This window comes from Lacticaseibacillus zeae subsp. silagei (genome assembly GCF_030770335.1).
Taxonomy (GTDB): Bacteria; Bacillota; Bacilli; order Lactobacillales; family Lactobacillaceae; genus Lacticaseibacillus; species Lacticaseibacillus zeae.
On record NZ_CP132484.1, the window covers coordinates 1,570,301 to 1,587,295 of the forward strand.

21 protein-coding genes are annotated in these 16,995 nt (G+C 48.0%); 18 read left to right on the top strand and 3 right to left on the bottom strand.

Translation table 11 applies throughout. The features are described from left to right. Positions 1 to 96 precede the first annotated feature (96 nt). The 12 genes from LACZS1_RS07480 (at position 97) to LACZS1_RS07535 (ending at position 9,237) form a co-directional block, all read left to right on the top strand. Complete coding sequence (locus tag LACZS1_RS07480) at positions 97 to 438, top strand: putative DNA-binding protein (protein WP_025012451.1); 342 nt, start codon at positions 97 to 99, stop codon at positions 436 to 438. 12 nt (positions 439 to 450) lie between these two features. After that, entirely contained in the window at positions 451 to 1,887 is a 1,437-nt protein-coding gene (gene ffh / locus LACZS1_RS07485; protein WP_010488046.1) for a signal recognition particle protein, read from the top strand. A 95-nt stretch (positions 1,888 to 1,982) separates the two neighbouring features. Then, positions 1,983 to 2,258, top strand: a complete 276-nt coding sequence (gene rpsP, locus LACZS1_RS07490) for a 30S ribosomal protein S16 (protein ID WP_003564756.1) — start codon at positions 1,983 to 1,985, stop codon at positions 2,256 to 2,258. A gap of 12 nt (positions 2,259 to 2,270) precedes the next feature. Then, entirely contained in the window at positions 2,271 to 2,525 is a 255-nt protein-coding gene (locus LACZS1_RS07495; protein ID WP_025012452.1) for a KH domain-containing protein, read from the top strand. Positions 2,526 to 2,594: 69 nt separating this feature from the next. Then, complete coding sequence (gene rimM, locus LACZS1_RS07500) at positions 2,595 to 3,113, top strand: ribosome maturation factor RimM (RefSeq protein WP_010488049.1); 519 nt, start codon at positions 2,595 to 2,597, stop codon at positions 3,111 to 3,113. Further along, a complete protein-coding gene (gene trmD, locus LACZS1_RS07505) occupies positions 3,103 to 3,897 on the top strand; it encodes a tRNA (guanosine(37)-N1)-methyltransferase TrmD (protein ID WP_070650434.1) in 795 nt (264 codons plus the stop codon). Before rimM ends, trmD begins: the two co-directional genes overlap by 11 nt. 193 nt (positions 3,898 to 4,090) lie before the next feature. Further along, positions 4,091 to 4,438, top strand: a complete 348-nt coding sequence (gene rplS / locus LACZS1_RS07510; protein ID WP_010488055.1) for a 50S ribosomal protein L19 — start codon at positions 4,091 to 4,093, stop codon at positions 4,436 to 4,438. 316 nt (positions 4,439 to 4,754) lie between these two features. Then, positions 4,755 to 4,931, top strand: a complete 177-nt coding sequence (locus LACZS1_RS07515) for a hypothetical protein (protein WP_010488057.1) — start codon at positions 4,755 to 4,757, stop codon at positions 4,929 to 4,931. A 32-nt stretch (positions 4,932 to 4,963) separates the two neighbouring features. Next, positions 4,964 to 5,209 (top strand): DUF896 domain-containing protein, encoded by a 246-nt coding sequence (locus LACZS1_RS07520; protein ID WP_010488059.1) that lies wholly within the window; start codon positions 4,964 to 4,966, stop codon positions 5,207 to 5,209. A gap of 60 nt (positions 5,210 to 5,269) precedes the next feature. Beyond that, entirely contained in the window at positions 5,270 to 5,491 is a 222-nt protein-coding gene (locus LACZS1_RS07525; protein ID WP_010488061.1) for a YneF family protein, read from the top strand. 190 nt (positions 5,492 to 5,681) lie between these two features. Next, positions 5,682 to 7,439 carry an ABC transporter ATP-binding protein gene (locus tag LACZS1_RS07530; RefSeq protein WP_070650433.1) on the top strand — a complete coding sequence of 586 codons (1,758 nt, stop codon included), beginning with the start codon at positions 5,682 to 5,684 and terminating at the stop codon, positions 7,437 to 7,439. Continuing rightward, the gene (locus tag LACZS1_RS07535; RefSeq protein ID WP_070650432.1) at positions 7,429 to 9,237 is read left to right on the top strand and encodes an ABC transporter ATP-binding protein; all 1,809 of its coding nucleotides are present in this window, start codon (positions 7,429 to 7,431) and stop codon (positions 9,235 to 9,237) included. Before LACZS1_RS07530 ends, LACZS1_RS07535 begins: the two co-directional genes overlap by 11 nt. Positions 9,238 to 9,320: 83 nt before the next feature. Here the strand turns inward: LACZS1_RS07535 and LACZS1_RS07540 are convergent, their stop codons facing one another. The 3 genes from LACZS1_RS07540 to LACZS1_RS07550 all read right to left on the bottom strand — a co-directional run bounded on the left by LACZS1_RS07540 (position 9,321) and on the right by LACZS1_RS07550 (position 12,326). Then, positions 9,321 to 10,103 carry a DUF1003 domain-containing protein gene (locus LACZS1_RS07540; RefSeq protein ID WP_070650431.1) on the bottom strand — a complete coding sequence of 261 codons (783 nt, stop codon included), beginning with the start codon at positions 10,101 to 10,103 and terminating at the stop codon, positions 9,321 to 9,323. Between the two features lie 38 nt (positions 10,104 to 10,141). Further along, positions 10,142 to 11,536 (bottom strand): amino acid permease, encoded by a 1,395-nt coding sequence (locus tag LACZS1_RS07545; RefSeq protein WP_070650430.1) that lies wholly within the window; start codon positions 11,534 to 11,536, stop codon positions 10,142 to 10,144. A gap of 139 nt (positions 11,537 to 11,675) precedes the next feature. After that, a complete protein-coding gene (locus LACZS1_RS07550) occupies positions 11,676 to 12,326 on the bottom strand; it encodes a lysophospholipid acyltransferase family protein (RefSeq protein WP_070650429.1) in 651 nt (216 codons plus the stop codon). A gap of 82 nt (positions 12,327 to 12,408) precedes the next feature. Between LACZS1_RS07550 and LACZS1_RS07555 the strand changes: the two genes are divergently transcribed. The 6 genes from LACZS1_RS07555 to frr all read left to right on the top strand — a co-directional run bounded on the left by LACZS1_RS07555 (position 12,409) and on the right by frr (position 16,811). Beyond that, positions 12,409 to 13,143, top strand: coding sequence for a tRNA1(Val) (adenine(37)-N6)-methyltransferase (locus tag LACZS1_RS07555; RefSeq protein WP_070650428.1), 735 nt, complete (start codon positions 12,409 to 12,411; stop codon positions 13,141 to 13,143). After that, the gene (locus LACZS1_RS07560; RefSeq protein ID WP_047106255.1) at positions 13,133 to 13,417 is read left to right on the top strand and encodes a GIY-YIG nuclease family protein; all 285 of its coding nucleotides are present in this window, start codon (positions 13,133 to 13,135) and stop codon (positions 13,415 to 13,417) included. The genes LACZS1_RS07555 and LACZS1_RS07560 overlap by 11 nt, the downstream gene beginning before the upstream one ends. Before the next feature lie 137 nt (positions 13,418 to 13,554). Further along, on the top strand, positions 13,555 to 14,343 hold the full coding sequence (rpsB, locus tag LACZS1_RS07565) for a 30S ribosomal protein S2 (protein WP_010488078.1): 789 nt from the start codon (positions 13,555 to 13,557) through the stop codon (positions 14,341 to 14,343). Positions 14,344 to 14,427: 84 nt separating this feature from the next. Next, positions 14,428 to 15,309, top strand: coding sequence for a translation elongation factor Ts (tsf, locus tag LACZS1_RS07570; RefSeq protein ID WP_047106254.1), 882 nt, complete (start codon positions 14,428 to 14,430; stop codon positions 15,307 to 15,309). Positions 15,310 to 15,534: 225 nt separating this feature from the next. Continuing rightward, positions 15,535 to 16,254 carry a UMP kinase gene (pyrH, locus tag LACZS1_RS07575; RefSeq protein WP_010488080.1) on the top strand — a complete coding sequence of 240 codons (720 nt, stop codon included), beginning with the start codon at positions 15,535 to 15,537 and terminating at the stop codon, positions 16,252 to 16,254. Beyond that, a complete protein-coding gene (gene frr / locus LACZS1_RS07580; protein WP_010488081.1) occupies positions 16,254 to 16,811 on the top strand; it encodes a ribosome recycling factor in 558 nt (185 codons plus the stop codon). The genes pyrH and frr overlap by 1 nt, the downstream gene beginning before the upstream one ends. Positions 16,812 to 16,995 lie beyond the last annotated feature (184 nt).

Genomic DNA, 16,995 nt, shown 5'->3' on the forward strand with positions numbered 1-16,995 from the left:
CCATTTCCAACGATACCGGTATCCTTATACAAGGACCATGTTCAAGCGGCCGGAGAACCGATATACCGGCAATCATGGGATTAAAGGAATGACATGATGGAAATCGAAAAAAATTATCGCATGAACTCATTGTTTGAGTTTTATGGCCCGTTATTAACGGATAAACAACATGCGTATTTGGCTTTGTATTACGGCGATGATTATTCGCTGGGCGAAATTGCGACTGAATTCAACGTTTCGCGCCAGGCGGTTTACGACAATATTCGCCGAACCGAAGCCAGTCTGGAAGAATATGAAAAGAAGCTGCATCTTTTTGCCAATTATCAAGCGCAAAATGAGGCGGTGGATGCGCTGGTGGGTTATGTACGCGCCCATTACCCGGACGACAAGGCTTTGAGCACATTATTAGAACGAGTCGCGGATCAAACCGCGAAATAGCAGGGGGATACTATGGCATTTGAAGGATTATCGGAACGGTTACAAAAAGCCTTTAGCGGATTACGGCGTAAAGGTAAGGTCAGTGAAAGCGACGTTCGCGAAGCCATGCGGGAAATTCGGCTGGCGTTGCTGGAAGCCGATGTCAATTTTGATGTGGTTAAGACCTTTATCAAAAACGTCCGCACTAAAGCAGTTGGTACAGAAGTACTCGAAAGTCTGACCCCCGCCCAACAAATCATTAAGATTGTCAACGACGAGTTAGTCAAAACCATGGGCGAGGCCGCGGTGCCGCTGAACAAGGCGCCGCATATTCCAACCGTCATTATGATGGCCGGGTTGCAAGGGGCCGGGAAAACCACAACGGTCGGCAAGCTGGCCAAGTATTTGATGGACAACGAGAAGGCGCGGCCTTTGCTTATCGCGGCCGACGTTTATCGACCGGCAGCGATTGATCAGCTGCAAACCATTGGCAAGCAGCTCAATGTGCCGGTATTTGAGATGGGCACCGATACCGATCCGGTTGAAATTGTGCGGCAAGGCTTAGCCACCGCCAAAGAAAACAAAAACGATTACGTTCTCATCGATACAGCTGGCCGCTTGCAGATTGATGAAAAGCTCATGAACGAGCTTAAGAACATCAAAGCACTGGCGCATCCGAATGACATTTTGCTGGTTGTGGATGCCATGACCGGTCAAGCGGCGGTTGATGTTGCCAAAGGCTTCAATGAACAGCTGGATATTACCGGGGTTGTTTTGACGAAGCTGGATGGCGATACCCGTGGCGGGGCAGCACTGTCGATTCGGGCGGTCACTGGCAAGCCGATCAAGTTCATCGGGCAAGGCGAAAAGATGGACGCCTTGGATGTCTTTTATCCGGACCGGATGGCCAATCGGATTCTTGGCATGGGCGACATGCTGACGCTGATTGACAAAGCCCAAAAGAACTATGATGAAAAGCAAGCTCAGGAAGTCGCTGAAAAGATCCGTGAGAATTCGTTTGATTTTAACGATTTTCTCGATCAGATGGACCAAATTAGCAAAATGGGGCCGCTTGAAGACATCATGAAGATGATTCCCGGGATGGCGAATAATAAGGCGTTGGCAAATGTCAAAATGGACCCTAAGGACATTGCCCACATGAAGGCCATTGTTTATTCGATGACCCCGCAAGAACGGGAAAATCCGGATTTGTTGAATCCGAGTCGGCGGCGGCGGATCGCCGGTGGTTCCGGCCGGCCGGTTGTTGAAGTCAATCGCATGATTAAACAGTTCAACCAAAGTAAACAAATGATGAACCAGATGAGCAAAGGCAATATGAAAGGCCTTGACGGGCTCATGGGTGGCGGTGTTTCCGGCAAGCTAGGAAAAATGGCGATGAACTCCATGGTTCGTAAGCAAAAGCGCAATAAGAAGAAGCGGCTTAAAAAGGCCAAGCGATTCCATTCATAAGCCGAACAATTTTCCGTGTAAAGAAAAAAGGCTTTACAGCTTAAATTTTTTTTGCTATGCTATCAAGGTTGATAAATGAGCAGGAGGTGGACTTAGTGGCAGTTAAAATTCGTTTAAAGCGGATGGGTTCAAAGCGTAAGCCTTTCTACCGGATCGTTGTAGCAGACTCACGCTCGCCGCGTGACGGTCGTTTCATCGAAGCCGTGGGCTATTACAACCCGTTGACTAATCCAGTCGATTTAAAGTTAAATGAAGAAGATATTTTGAATTGGCTTCAAAAAGGCGCACAACCTTCAGATACTGTACGTAACTTGCTTGGCAGCAAGGGCATCATGCAGAAGTATCACGAAGCGCGCTTTGCTAAGAAATAAAGGCGGTCTTAAATGGTGGATATCGGTAGTTTGATCAAAGCCATTGTTACCCCGCTGGTTACCAAGCCAGAAGCCGTAAAGGTGACGGCGCATGAAACAGGCGAGTATATGGCCTTTGATCTGGCTGTTGCGCCTGAAGATGTCGGCCGCGTGATCGGCAAACAGGGCCGGGTTGCCCAGGCAATCCGAACCATTGTATACAGTGTTAAAAGCCCGTACGATAAGCGGGTGCGGCTCAATATTTTGGATGCGCCGCATACAAAATAAAAAGGCTGGCGCATACCGCGTCGGTCTTTTTATTTTGACATGACTGGTGGAGACATAAGGAGGAAATGTATGCCCGAGTATTATGATATTGGCACGATTGTGAATACCCATGGCATCCGCGGTGAAGTTCGCGTACTTGTGACGACGGATTTTCCGGAACAGCGGTTTCAGGTGGGGAAGACGGTCTATGTTGCGACTTCACCCAAAACGGCGCTGACGATTCAATCGGTTCGCGAACATAAAGGCCTCACAATGCTGACGTTTAAAGGCTATACGGATATTAACCAGGTTTTACCGTTCAAAGGGAAAAAACTGCAGGTCACGGATGCTGCCTTACAGCCGCTTGAAGCCGGTAGCTATTATTATAAAGATATTATCGGCTTGACGGTGATTGATGAGCATGGTCAGACACTCGGCAAAGTCAGTGAGATTCTCAGCCCCGGTCCTAATGATGTCTGGGTAATTCCCCGCGCCGGTAAAAGTGAGATTTTGTTGCCGTTTTTAAAGTCTGTGGTACAGTCGATTGATCTGGAACGCAAGGAAGCGCACGTCATCGTGCCGGAAGGGTTGATTGACGATGCAGATTGATGTTTTAAGCTTGTTTCCAAATATGTTTGAGCCATTGCGCGAAAGCATGATCGGGAAGGCGCTTGAACGCCACTTGCTTAACTTTGATGTGGTTGATTATCGCAGTTATAGCCATGACAAACACCATCACGTTGATGACACGCCTTATGGTGGCGGTGCTGGCATGTTGCTCAAGCCGGAACCACTGTTTGAGGCCATGGATGGGGTCAATCAACGCCATCCGGGGCCTAAGCGGGTTATTTTGATGGATCCGGCAGGCAAAAAGTTCGACCAACAAGCCGCGCGGGAACTCTCGCAAGAAAGCCACCTGGTCTTCATTTGTGGGCATTACGAAGGCTATGACGAGCGGATTCGGACACTGGTCACCGATGAATATTCCCTTGGCGACTATGTCCTAACCGGTGGCGAACTGCCGGCAATGGTCATGATTGATGCGATTGTCCGGCTTTTGCCTGGCGTTTTGGGTAATGACGAAAGTGCCCACACTGACAGCTTTGAAAATGGCCTCCTCGAGTACCCGCAATACACTCGCCCGCCTGAATATCGCGGTATGCAGGTGCCAGAAGTGCTTCAAAATGGCAACCATCAGCTGATTGCCCGTTGGCGGTTAAAGGAAAGTCTGCGCCGAACCTATCTGCGGCGGCCGGATTTGCTTGAACAGGTCGAGCTTGATGATGCTGCAAAAAAACTGTTACGCGAGGTTAAAACAGAAGAGGCTACTAAAGCAGCAGAAAGACGGTTAAATGCAAGCACCCGGAACGCAGAAGATCCGGAGCAAAATTAGGCCTGAAATGCTGCGAGGTTTTTGGTTTAGGCAGTCTGGCTGTTTAGGAACATAGCGGCTAGCCAATCTTGTAAAGAATTTTATCTTTACACGCATCACCGGACATGCTAAACTTATTGATTGTGATACGTCACATACCAACGGCATTCCGCTGTTCGGGATGATTATGAATGTCGGCAAAGGAGAAAGACCAATGAACCCATTGATTCAAGAAATTACCAAGAAACAGTTACGCGACGATATTCCTGACTTCCGTGCAGGTGATAACGTCCGCGTCCACGCCAAGATCGTTGAAGGCGAACGCGAACGTATTCAGCTCTTTGAAGGCGTTGTAATCAAACGCCGCGGTGTTGGCATTTCCGCTACCTACACTGTTCGCAAAATCTCAAACGGTGTCGGTGTGGAACGGACATTCCCATTACACTCCCCACGGGTCGAAAAGATTGAAGTCACCCGTCACGGCCAAGTTCGTCGGGCAAAACTCTACTACCTACGCGCACTCCGCGGCAAAGCAGCACGTATCCGCGAAAAGCGTCGTTAATCTTGGAAAAGGCCGGAAACGGTCTTTTTTTGTTTGAGCGCGAGCAGGAGCGCTTAGAAATCGGAGTGTAAGTGGCCTCTAGCCCCAAATGGCTGGGCTTTGGCCATTTGGGGCTAGAGGTCCTTACACGTAGATTTCTGCGACTGCGAGCGCGTTATGGAAGTTAACGGGATCTTCGTCCAAAAGCCAGGGACTAGTATAAGGACCACAAAAGTCCTTACACGCAGACTTCTGCGCCGGTGAACGCGTTATGGAAGTTAACGGGGATTCCAGCTCACGCCACCACCGCGCCACGACAGACTCGAGGTGAAGGCTCATGAACGATCAGTTGATTTATGTTGTCTACTATGCGGACCGCTTGGCACCTATCGAGTTGCTCAAAGCCTTTTCTTCTCGGCGCCGTGCCGCAGAATATGTTGCGATGTTACAAAATGCGCCGTATCCTGATCATGAAGCCGCAAATTATCACTACCACGCGGTTCAACTAAATTAAGTGATGATATTTAAAACTTAGGGGGCAACATGATGGCACAACAACCACAAGAACGACTGGATCGGATCAATGAATTAGCCAAGAAAGATCGCAGCGTAGGGTTGACACCTGAGGAAAAAATCGAGCGTCAACAGCTACGTGAAGCTTATTTAAAAGATTTTCGTGCCGGTTTACGCGATCAAATCGAGCACACGCAGGTTTTTGATAAAAAAGGACATGAAATAACCAGCAAGAAAGTCCAAAAAATTCAGCGCGAACATGGTTGGCGAAAAGATTAGTCTTTTCAACAACAAAGCGCTTTAGTACAATGAGAAATGAAACTTGAAGGAGGCCGCACATTGCTAATCACAATACTTGTGGGGATCATTGCGTTACTGGTTGGCTTAGCAGGCGGGTTCTTCGGCGCACGGGCATATATGAAAAAATATTTTCAAGACAATCCGCCTGTGAACGAAGACATGCTGCGCACCATGATGATGCAAATGGGGCAAAAGCCATCTGCTAAGAAACTGAACCAAATGATGGCGCAAATGAAACAAGCCCAACGTAATGCTAAGTAATTGCTAAGAAAACGCGATGACAGAGATCTTTTCTGTCATCGCGTTTTCGCGTCCTAATGATGTTTGTGCTATCATGAGAGAATATTCATAACTAACGGCGCTTATGAGAAAACATAAGTCATTTATTTCATAAAGCAAAAAGCCTGTTTCTGAACGCGCGAATCAGGCTGGCAATTTAAGGAGCATGGTTGTGGGAATTTTTAGAAAATTAGGGTGGTATTTCAAACAGGAGTGGCGGCGTTACCTGTTAGGCGTGACTTTTTTACTATTAGTCGCCTTGGTTAATTTGATTCCGCCAAAGGTCATCGGCGATCTGGTTGACGCGATGAGTAAATCACGGCTGACAGTCAATTATCTTGCCCTTATGCTGGGGCTGCTGCTGTTCTCCGGGATTGCGCAATATCTCTTCCGTTATGGGTGGCGTAATGCAATCTGGGGTGGTGCCGCCAAGTTGGAGCGCACGTTGCGGACCCGTTTATTTTGGCATTTTATGAAAATGGACGCGACTTTTTATCAAAAACATCGCACCGGGGATTTGATGGCACATGCTACCAATGATTTAAACGCGGTGCAAAACGTGGCTGGCGCCGGAATTTTGACCTTATTTGATTCGTTCATTACCGGAGGCACGACCATTATCGCGATGATTTTGGTCGTTGATTGGCGCCTGACGATTGTGGCGATTTTGCCGATGCCTCTGCTGGCCGTGATGGCGCGTAAGTTAGGCACCAGACTGCATGCGGCGTTTTCCGAGTCGCAGGCGGCATTTTCGCGGTTGAATGATAAAACGCAGGAAAGTGTTAGCGGCATCAAAGTGATCAAGACATTTGGCCAGGAAGCGGAGGATACCGCTGACTTTAATCGGATTGTCGATCGAACCGTGCAGATTAATCGCCGGGTTAATTTTATTGATGCATTATTTGATCCGACGACTAGTCTCATTATGGGTCTTACTTATGTCATTACGATCATTTATGGCGGCTGGCAAGTCGTGCACGGCCAAATTTCGATCGGCCAACTGGTTTCATTTGTGACCTATGTTTCGGCGTTAGTCTGGCCCATGTTTGCAATTGGCCGCCTATTTAACATTCTTGAACGCGGGAATGCCAGTTATGATCGGGTCAATGAACTGCTTCAGGAGCGCTCGACGATTCTTGAAGCCAAAGACGCGATTACCACGCCGGCACACGGTAATATCCGCTATCAGATAAACAAATTTAGTTACCCTAATGACCAGCAAGTGGCTTTGAGTCGGGTTCATTTTACCTTGTTGGAAGGCAACACGCTCGGGATTGTCGGGAAGGTCGGCGCCGGCAAGAGTACGATTTTCAAACTTCTGTTGCGTGAATTCGACAATTACGATGGTTTCATTGAGTTCGGCGGCCATAACATTAAGGATTATTCACTCGATGCGTTACTTGATTCAATCGGCTACGTCCCTCAGGATAATTTTCTGTTTTCAACCACGGTCGCGGACAACATTCGCTTTTCCGCCTTTGAAAAGGGCCAGCAGGACGTGGAAAATGCCGCCAAGGAAAGTGCGGTGCATGATGATATCAAAAAATTCACATCAGGCTATGAAACCTTGGTTGGCGAAAAAGGCGTCAGCTTATCTGGCGGACAGAAACAACGCTTGGCCATCGCTCGGGCGGTTATCAATGCGCCTGAATTGTTGATCCTGGATGATGCCTTGTCAGCAGTGGATGCGAAAACCGAAGAAGAAATTCTGACCAACATGAAACGTGATCGCGCCCATAAAACAACGATCATTGCCGCTCACCGTTTGAGTTCGGTGATGCACGCCGACGAAATCATTGTGCTCGAAAACGGTCAGGTCATTGAGCGTGGCACCCATGCCCAATTATTGGCTAAGCATGGTTGGTATGCCGAAATGTGGGCAAAGCAGGAAATGGAAGCTGCGGAAGAAGGTGACGTACGTGGCAAGTAAGGGTTATGAAAGTGCATGGTCTAAAAGTATCCCGGTGCGGCAACAGATTAAAATTATGCGTCGGCTCATGGGTTTTACCCGACCGTATAAGCGCCAATTCATCGGTGCGATTGTTGCTGCGGCGTTATTGGCAGGCATGAACGTCTTGCTGCCTAAGATTCTGCAGATTTTTATGGATCGGTATTTGGCGAATCAAAGTGCAACCGTCAAGATCTTGCTGTTGTTTGCGGTTTTATATGCATTTGGCACCTTGGTCAAAGCCGTCTTTCAGTTCTTCCAGACCTTTTTATTCAACATGGGCGCTGAACGCGGACTTGAAGATGCACGGCGGCAGTTGTTTGCCAAACTGCACACACTTGGCATGCGGTATTTTGATCAGACACCGGCTGGCTCGATTGTCTCGCGGGTCACGAATGATACCATGACCTTTTCTGATTTCTGGAACGTTATTTTGGCGGTCATTGTCGGTTTGTTCTCGGTCATCAGTAGCTTTGCTGTCATGTTTGCGGCTAATCCTAAAATTGCCTTGTTGGTGGCGGCGTTCTTACCTATTTTGCTAGTGGTTGTCTGGTATTACAGCACGTACAGTTCCAAAGTTTATCGGCACATGCGCGAAAAGCTTTCCGAGTTGAATACCCAGCTAAATGAGTCGATTGAAGGCATCAGCGTTATTCAGCAATTTCGGCAGGAGAATCGGATCAGCCGTGAGTTTGAGGCAACTAATCAGGAATACCTGGATGCTCGTAAGGCCATGATTCGAGTGAACTCCTTGCTGCTGTCGTCTGTGATCAACTTGTTATATTCATTCGCATTGATTGCGGTTTTGTGGACGTTCGGGCTGATTTCCATGCATAGTTACGTCGAAGCAGGTTTGGTATACGCATTCACCACGTATACTGCCAATTTCTTCAATCCGATGGTGAACATGATGGATAATCTCTCGTTTCTACAAGACGGGGTGGTTGCCGGCAGCCGAATTTTCCGGATTTTGGACAGCAAAGAATACGCGCCTGCACAGCACCCTAATGCCCATGCGGTGATTCAGCAAGGGAAAATCGAATTCCGTCACGTTAGTTTTGCTTATGATGGTAAGCACGATATTCTGCATGATATCAGTTTTGTCGCCAACCCCGGTGAGACGGTGGCATTAGTCGGGCATACCGGATCGGGTAAAAGTTCGATTATCAATGTCATGATGCGCTTTTACGAGTTTGGCAAAGGGCAGATTTTGATTGATGATGTCGACATTCGTGATTACCCGATGGAAGAATTGCGGAAGAAGTTAGGTTTGGTGCTGCAGGATTCCTTCATGTTTTATGGGGATATCAGTAGCAATATTCGCTTGTTCAATGATCAGATTACGGATCAGCAGGTTCAGCAAGCGGCAGAATTCGTTCAGGCGGATCGCTTCATCAACAAATTACCGGATCGTTATCATGCCAAGGTTATTGAAGGCGGGAGCGAGTTTTCCAGCGGCGAACGGCAGCTCATTTCATTCGCCCGCACGGTTGTGACGAATCCCAAGATTCTCGTTTTGGATGAGGCAACTGCGAATATCGACACGGAGACCGAGTCAGTGATTCAGGAGGGCTTGCGGCGTATTCGGCAGGGACGGACAACGATCGCCATTGCCCATCGCCTTTCGACTATTCAGGATGCCAACCTTATTTTGGTGCTGAATGCCGGGCGAATTGTCGAACGTGGGACGCATGAAGCCTTATTGGCTAAACATGGTCGCTATTATGAAATGTATCATCTGCAAGTCGGTGACAGTGGCGCTGAATCCACTGATAAATGATGGTTATCCGAAAATTTGGTGTAAAAAAGAACATCCGCTGCTTGGTGAGTGGGCATCACATGCCACGCCAAACAGGGGATGTTTTATTTTTTCGATTTTTCCGCGTGCACAGCCTTGTCGGTTTCATCCTGACTGGCTTTAAGTAGTTCAAGCTGTTGGCGGGTTTCCGTCAACTGGTTGACCATTTCGCCCATAACCTCAACTGTCAGGCGCTGACTTTCAAATAAGTTCGGGTTATCATCGGCAATGATGTGATCCAATTTGGAATGAAGTAAGCGAATCTCTTCTTCCGACTTAAGGTTAACATGATAGTCATTCTTGGCTTCAAGTCGATCATACTCAGCCGCGCGGTTCTGGCTCATCATGATTAATGGCGCTTGCAACGCTGCTACCATACTCAAAAAGAGGTTTAATAAAATGAACGGGAACGGATCAAACTTGTGACCAAAGATGCCCACGGTGTTGAGAATCATCCACACGATCATGAAACCGGAGAAGATGATGATAAACGACCATGAGCCGGCATACTTGGCAACGGCATCCGCAATTCGTTCGCCGACTGTGATCGTCGACTCCATTTTGTCGTAAACATCGGTCAGTTGGAAATCGTCTTTGACCAACGCTTGCGACATTTTGCGGTTGATCTTTTCATGTGCCCGTTCATCTCGGCGTTGTTGGCGTCGCATCCGTTCAAGCCGATAATTTAATAAATGCGAATTGCAGATAAAACTGTTCTTAGTGGCCTTGGGATAATCATTTTTGATGATATTGACAAGTTTGGTTTCCAGATCACTTAAGAAAAGCCCATCACTGATGGCATATACTTGACCATCAACAAGGCAGGTTGCTGTTTGTTTATTGACCAATATTATTTTCCTCTCTTAAGTAAATATGATGTTGATTGTTACCTAATTTTTGCTTCGGAAACGTGCCCGTGTCTGATGCCATAGCTGAAATAAATGACCAAGCCAAACGCAAACCACGCGAGACTCATAAGCCAGGTTTCAACACTTAATTGGGTCATGAGCAACAGGCAAAAGAGAAACGACACGATTGGCGTCACTGGGTAACCAGGGACGTGAAAGCCGTCGTTAGTGATGGCTTTATGTCGCCGTAACGGGATGATGCCGATGGACACAAACGCGAATGCAATCAGCGTGCCGATGTTAACAAGGTTGACCAGCTGGTTTAGCGGCACCAGCCCGCCCATGATCGCGATAATCGCAACCACTGTCCAGAGGGCATTTTCCGGTAGATGTCCGCTAATATGACCGAACCAACGGGGAAGCAAGCCATCACGGCCAATAGCATAAATCAATCGGGATGAGCTGTAAATCATCGTGACCATCATGGTGAACATACCTGCCAGTGCACCCACCGAAATGAAACCACCGAGACCGCGTAAATGAACCGCACCGAGCGCAAACGCAACTGGATCAGCAACATCCAGTTTGGTAAATGGCACCATTCCTGTCAAGACAATGGCGACTAAAACATATAAGATCGTGGCGATGATCAAGGTACCGATAATCCCCCGAGGTAAGGTGCGTTGAGGCTGCTTTACTTCAGGAGCTGAGGCCGACACTGCGTCAAAGCCAAGGTAGGCAAAGAAAACCATGGCGGCCCCGGCGAGAACGCCTTTGGCACCAAATGGCAGGTAAGGATGCCAATTCGCCGGCTGAACGTAAAAGAAACCGACGATCACAAAAATAAGAATGATAAGCAATTTAACTAAAACCATGAGTCGATTGATCGCCATCGAAGACTGCATGCCACGCGAAAGCATAATGCCGATTAACAAAACGACAAGAACGGCGATGAGGTTAATATAAGTGCCGTGGCTAGGCGAGAATGGTCCGGCAATCGCTGCAGGCAGGTGAATATGGAAACCGGTCAGCAAACTGGCAAAGTAAGCAGAAAAGCTGGTCGAAACCGCAGCGACCGCCAACATGTATTCAAGAATCAAAGCCCAACCAATGATCCAACCAAAAACCTGACCGAAAACAATATTGCCATACGCATAAGCCGAACCCGCCACCGGCAGTGCCGAGGCAAATTCCGCATAACACATGGCAGCCAATGAACACACAACCGCCGCCAAAATGAACGCAATCGTGATTGCCGGGCCGCTAGTTGTCGCGGCAACGGTACCAGGCAAAATAAAAATCCCAGTACCGATAACGGCACCAATGCCCAATGCAATCAAATCCCGTGTCGTCAAACTCCGTGTCAGTAAATCATCAGCTTTAAGTGCAGCCGCCAAATCCGGCTTGCGGGTCATTCTTTTCCAAAGATTCATGAAAAGCTCACTTTCTGCGCATGAGAGCGCGTTATCGCGTTATGGTGTATGAACGTTCACCGTCTTCTGCATCAAGAGTACAAAAGGAGAAGCCATTTAACACAAGCCCACCCAACGAAAAAGGTTCGACAAGCGAACCTCAAACGTCACCATGTTCTTTTTCTTCCAAGTATTTCTTCTTATCAGGAATGTACTTATAATCCGGATTGATCGCGTGATCTAACGCCGCAAACTTTTCTTGCAACTGATCGCTAAAGGTTGCGAGCGCTTCGTCAGTCAGCCGACCCTTTGGAGGCTCAACCGGTGATCCGAAACGAATTATTGCAGGTTTACGTTTAAACAATGACCAAAAAGTTCCCGGGCCTTGATAAACAGCCGGTACAATCGGCGCTTTTGCTAGCTTGGCGATCAGAATCGCACCGCCTTTCATATCCGCGGAGTAACGGGAGCCGGTAGGAAAAATCATTAACGCCTTATTCTCCTGCTTTAAAGCGCGGACCGGAACCTTGATGGCACTGGGACCGGGATGCGCGCGATCAACCGGGAAAGCCCCAACTTTGACAAGTAACCAGCGCAACAGGGGATTTTTAAACAATTCGCTTTTTGCCATAAATGAAAAATGGTGCGGCCAAGCGGCAAGTGCGAGGAAAACCGGGTCGAGCCAGGAGCGGTGAGGCGCAACCAGGACAAATGGGCCTTCAGGCAATTGTTGCTTATCCTGAGCCTTTACGTGTCCATTAATGAGCCAGAGTAAACCGGCTACGACATAACGCAGAAAACTATAAAACATGGCTTATTCTTCCTTCATGGTTAAACTTTTGTGGTAAATTATACCATTGTAAACCAGCTTTCGGAGGAAAAAGGTGTTGGAGATGTCATTATTACCAGGTGAACGGGTCGACGTGCTGGCCAGTCGCAACATTAAAATCATACAAAGTGCCGCAGTTTTCTCGTTTTCATTAGATGCGGTTTTACTGGCCGATTTTGCGCAAATCAAGCGGCACAGCCGAGTAGTCGATTTAGCAGCTGGCAATGGTGCGGTCGGACTTTTTTTGGCGCGCGAAACCGATGGCCAGGTGACCATGGTTGAATTGCAACCGCGGTTGGCAGATATGGCGCGTCGCAGTGTCGAATTGAATCATTTAAAAAATGTTGATGTGCACGTGGGTGATTTAGCACAGACAACGCAGGTGGTCGCAAAGGATTCTGTTGATGTTGTGACATGCAATCCTCCCTATTTTAAAGTGAATGACCAAAGTATCACCAACCCGAATGATCACCTTGCTTTGGCGCGGCATGAATTGACCACTGACTTTGCTACCGTGGCAAAAGTCAGCGCTGATTTGTTAAAGTATCAAGGCAAAGCCTACTTTGTTCACCGCCCTGAACGCTTGGCAGAATTGTTAGCAACTTTGACTGCGGCCGGTTTGGCGCCTAAGCAGTTGCAATTCATTCATCCGCGCGAGGATCGGGAGGCGAACATGGTTTTGATTGCCGCCATCAAAGCCGGACGACCGGATGGCTTGCGAATCATGCCGCCACTGATTGTGCATAAGGCAGATGGTAGCTATACGCCAGTCGTCAGGAGGTTGTTGCATGGTGAGTAAGTATTATTACTTTTATGTACTCTTATGCGCCGATGGAACCTTCTATGGCGGCTTTACTGATGATGTTGAAGCGCGATTAGCCACGCACAATGCCGGTAAGGGTGCGAAGTATACGGCATCGCGGCGACCGGTTCGGTTGTTGTACCAGGAAGCATTTCCCGAAAAGCACGAAGCACTGTCGGCAGAATGGCATTTTAAACATCAAAGTCGCCACAAAAAAGAGCAATTTTTAACCGCGCATCATGTCAAGTGGCAGGGCTTGTCAAAGTCGTGAAAAGTCTGTATACTTTATCGAGTGCGGTATGCACAAACCACATTGACTGACTGATCGTGAGTGGGGTGCTTCCTTTGAAGTCCACCTGCGAGCTGACGTTGTCAAGAGGAATAAAACCATAATGGAGGAACAAACACATGGCAGTATTAAGCATGAAACAGCTTCTTGAAGCTGGTGTACATTTCGGGCATCAAACCCGTCGTTGGAATCCGAAGATGAAGCCGTATATCTTTACGGAAAGAAACGGTATCTACATCATCGATCTGCAAAAGACCGTTAAAATGATTGACGATGCTTATAATTTCGTTAAGGAAGAAGCACAAAACGGCGGCGTCTTCTTGTTCGTTGGAACAAAGAAGCAGGCACAAGATGCCATTGCTGAAGAAGCAACCCGCGCTGGTCAATACTACGTCAATCACCGTTGGCTCGGTGGTACGCTGACCAACTGGAACACGATTCAAACCCGAATCAAGCGGCTTAAAGACATCAAGAAGATGGCTACGGATGGCACTTTTGATGTCCTTCCTAAGAAAGAAGTTTCACTTCTGAAGAAGCAACAGGAAAAGCTTGAAAAATTCCTTGGCGGTATCGAAGACATGCCGCGGATTCCGGATGTCTTGTTCATTGTTGACCCACGCAAGGAAAAGATTGCGGTTCAGGAAGCACAAAAGCTGAACATTCCAATCGTTGCGATGGTTGATACAAACACCGATCCTGACGATATTGATGTCATCATTCCTTCTAACGATGACGCGATTCGTGCCGTTCGTCTGATTACTTCCAAGATGGCTGATGCGATCATTGAAGGCAACCAGGGTGAAGACCAAGGCGACGACCAGGATCAGCAACCAGCTGCCGATAAGAAGGCTGACTCCATGGAAGATATCGTGGAAGCCGTTGAAGGCGACAACAAAAGCGCTAACTAATTAATTAAACATTAAGCTGTCTGAGGGTTTCGCATACTGCAAGATCTGCAGGCAGCTTTTTTACAATCAAGGAGGATCAGATCCATGGCTCAAATTACTGCTGCACAAGTTAAAGAATTACGTGACCGCACCCAGGTTGGGATGATGGATGCCAAGAAGGCATTGGTCGCAGCTGACGGCGATATGGATAAGGCAATTGATGTCTTGCGTGAAAAAGGGTTGGCAAAAGCGGCTAAGAAGAGCGGCAACATTGCAGCTGAAGGTTTGGCAGAAATTGCCATTAACGGTAACACCGCTGCGATTGTTGAAGTGAACTCGGAAACCGATTTTGTGGCTTCGAATGATCAGTTTAAGGACTATGTCAACAAGGTAGCAGCGGCGATTGCTGCTAACAAGCCGGCTGATCTTGACGCTGCCAAGGCGACCAAGATGAGTGATGGTCAGACAATCGATGAAGGTGCTATTGCCTTGACCGCGGTTATTGGCGAAAAGATCAGTTTGCGGCGTTTCCAGGTCGTTACCAAGACAGACAATGAACATTTTGGTGCCTACTTGCATAACGGTGGCCAAATTGCTGCTTTGACGGTTCTGGATGGTGCCGATGACGACACTGCCAAAGATGTCGCAATGCATGTTGCTGCGATCAATCCTGAATATCTGGATCGCAGCAAGGTGCCAGCTGATGAATTGAAGCATCAGACAGATATTTTCACTGAAGAGACCAAGAACGAAGGCAAGCCAGAAAAGATTGTTCCGCGCATCGTTGAAGGCCGGGTTAACAAGTGGTTGAGCGAGATTTCATTGGTTGATCAGGAGTTTGTTAAGGATCCGGACCAAACCGTTGCCAAGTACGTTGCTGCTAAGGGTGGCACCGTCAAGGGTTACGTTCGTTATGAAGTCGGCGAAGGTATTGAAAAGAAACAAGAAAACTTTGCTGATGAGGTCATGGACCAAATCAAGGGTTAATGACCCAACAAAAGGGGACTGTCGACGAGGCAGGGCCCCTTTTCTATGGCAAAATGAAAGCGTCACGTTTTAGGCAAGGAAAAATTGATTGTCAGCGGGCGTCATGAATTTTCGGCCATCCAGTTGAAGAGCTGGTAAAACAAGGCAGTTGTCTGCAGCTTCTTGCCGCAGAAATGCTGCGACTATGGTAAAATAGTGCCAGCAACCAACGGAGGGATAAGATACATGGTCAAATATAATCGGATCGTTTTAAAAATCAGCGGAGAAGCGCTGGCAGGAGAGGCTGGTTTTGGGATTAAGCCACCGGTCATCGCAACGATCGCTGAACAAATCAAGCAGGTGCATGAACTGGGTGTGCAAATCGCCATTGTTTGTGGCGGCGGGAATATCTGGCGTGGTGAAACCGGTGCCGAAATGGGCATGGAACGCGCGCAAGCCGATTACATGGGCATGTTAGCTACCGTCATGAATGCACTGGCTTTGCAGGATAATCTGGAAAGCCAAGGTGTCCCGACTCGGGTACAAACGTCTATCGAGATGCGCCAGATCGCGGAGCCTTACATTCGACGCAAGGCTATTCGCCACTTGGAAAAGGGCCGTGTGGTGATCTTCGCTGGCGGTACCGGAAACCCGTACTTCAGCACAGACACAACGGCAGCGTTACGTGCTGCAGAAATCGGAGCTGATGTCATTTTAATGGCGAAGAACAACGTCGATGGCGTATACTCCGCTGATCCTAATAAAGATACCCACGCCGTGAAGTATGAAAGTCTCACGCACATGGACATCATCAATAAGGATCTAAAGGTCATGGACTCAACGGCCAGCACGTTGTCAATGGACAATGACATCGACTTAGTTGTCTTTAACTTAAACGAGCCCGGTAATATCAAACGGGTTGTGGAAGGCCAAAAGATCGGCACCACAATCGAAGGGAGAAGCTAATGGCAAATCAAATTATTGAACAAGCAAAAACCAATATGGGCAAAACCGAAGAATCACTGCAACGCGAACTGGGCAATATTCGCGCAGGTCGCGCAAATGCCAGTTTACTTAATCAGATTACGGTGGAATATTATGGTGCGCCGACGCCGCTGAACCAGATGGCAGCCATCACTGTTCCGGAAGCACGGGTTTTACAAATCAGCCCTTATGACAAATCTGCGCTGAAAAACATTGAAACGGCCATTAATGCCAGTGATCTGGGCATTAATCCGGCTAACGATGGCGACGTGATTCGTCTGGTGATTCCGCAACTCACAGGCGAGCGCCGGAAGGAAATTGCTAAAGAAGTCGGTAAATTTTCCGAAAATGCCAAAATTGCAGTGCGTAATATCCGTCGTGAAGGACTTGACAAGTTGAAGCGTCAGGAAAAAGACGGGGATATCACCGAAGATGAATTGCATCGGCTTGAAAAGGACATGCAAAAAGTCACGGATGAAGCAACCAAGCGCATTGATGATATTGCCGCAGCTAAGGAAAAGGAAATTACCGAAGTTTGAGATCACTGAAGCTTAATGGTTGTGGGCAAACCTCAGAGGAAATCTGGGGTTTTTGTTTTTTTGTGTTGTAAGGACCTTGATCGCAATGGCGCAAGGCTTTGGACTGCCGGGGTTGAGTGGTGAACTATTGGCCGATCCTGCATGGAAACGCGCTCACTGGCGCAGAAGTCTGCGTGTAAGGACC

Bases quoted from the DNA above. Each gene is read 5' to 3' on its own strand.
- LACZS1_RS07480 (WP_025012451.1), top strand. From the start codon at position 97: ATGGAAATCGAAAAAAATTATCGCATGAACTCATTGTTTGAGTTTTAT.
- ffh (WP_010488046.1), top strand. From the start codon at position 451: ATGGCATTTGAAGGATTATCGGAACGGTTACAAAAAGCCTTTAGCGGA.
- LACZS1_RS07495 (WP_025012452.1), top strand. From the start codon at position 2,271: ATGGTGGATATCGGTAGTTTGATCAAAGCCATTGTTACCCCGCTGGTT.
- rimM (WP_010488049.1), top strand. From the start codon at position 2,595: ATGCCCGAGTATTATGATATTGGCACGATTGTGAATACCCATGGCATC.
- trmD (WP_070650434.1), top strand. From the start codon at position 3,103: ATGCAGATTGATGTTTTAAGCTTGTTTCCAAATATGTTTGAGCCATTG.
- rplS (WP_010488055.1), top strand. From the start codon at position 4,091: ATGAACCCATTGATTCAAGAAATTACCAAGAAACAGTTACGCGACGAT.
- LACZS1_RS07515 (WP_010488057.1), top strand. From the start codon at position 4,755: ATGAACGATCAGTTGATTTATGTTGTCTACTATGCGGACCGCTTGGCA.
- LACZS1_RS07520 (WP_010488059.1), top strand. From the start codon at position 4,964: ATGGCACAACAACCACAAGAACGACTGGATCGGATCAATGAATTAGCC.
- LACZS1_RS07545 (WP_070650430.1), bottom strand. From the start codon at position 11,536: ATGAATCTTTGGAAAAGAATGACCCGCAAGCCGGATTTGGCGGCTGCA.
- LACZS1_RS07550 (WP_070650429.1), bottom strand. From the start codon at position 12,326: ATGTTTTATAGTTTTCTGCGTTATGTCGTAGCCGGTTTACTCTGGCTC.
- LACZS1_RS07555 (WP_070650428.1), top strand. From the start codon at position 12,409: ATGTCATTATTACCAGGTGAACGGGTCGACGTGCTGGCCAGTCGCAAC.
- LACZS1_RS07560 (WP_047106255.1), top strand. From the start codon at position 13,133: ATGGTGAGTAAGTATTATTACTTTTATGTACTCTTATGCGCCGATGGA.
- rpsB (WP_010488078.1), top strand. From the start codon at position 13,555: ATGGCAGTATTAAGCATGAAACAGCTTCTTGAAGCTGGTGTACATTTC.
- tsf (WP_047106254.1), top strand. From the start codon at position 14,428: ATGGCTCAAATTACTGCTGCACAAGTTAAAGAATTACGTGACCGCACC.
- pyrH (WP_010488080.1), top strand. From the start codon at position 15,535: ATGGTCAAATATAATCGGATCGTTTTAAAAATCAGCGGAGAAGCGCTG.
- frr (WP_010488081.1), top strand. From the start codon at position 16,254: ATGGCAAATCAAATTATTGAACAAGCAAAAACCAATATGGGCAAAACC.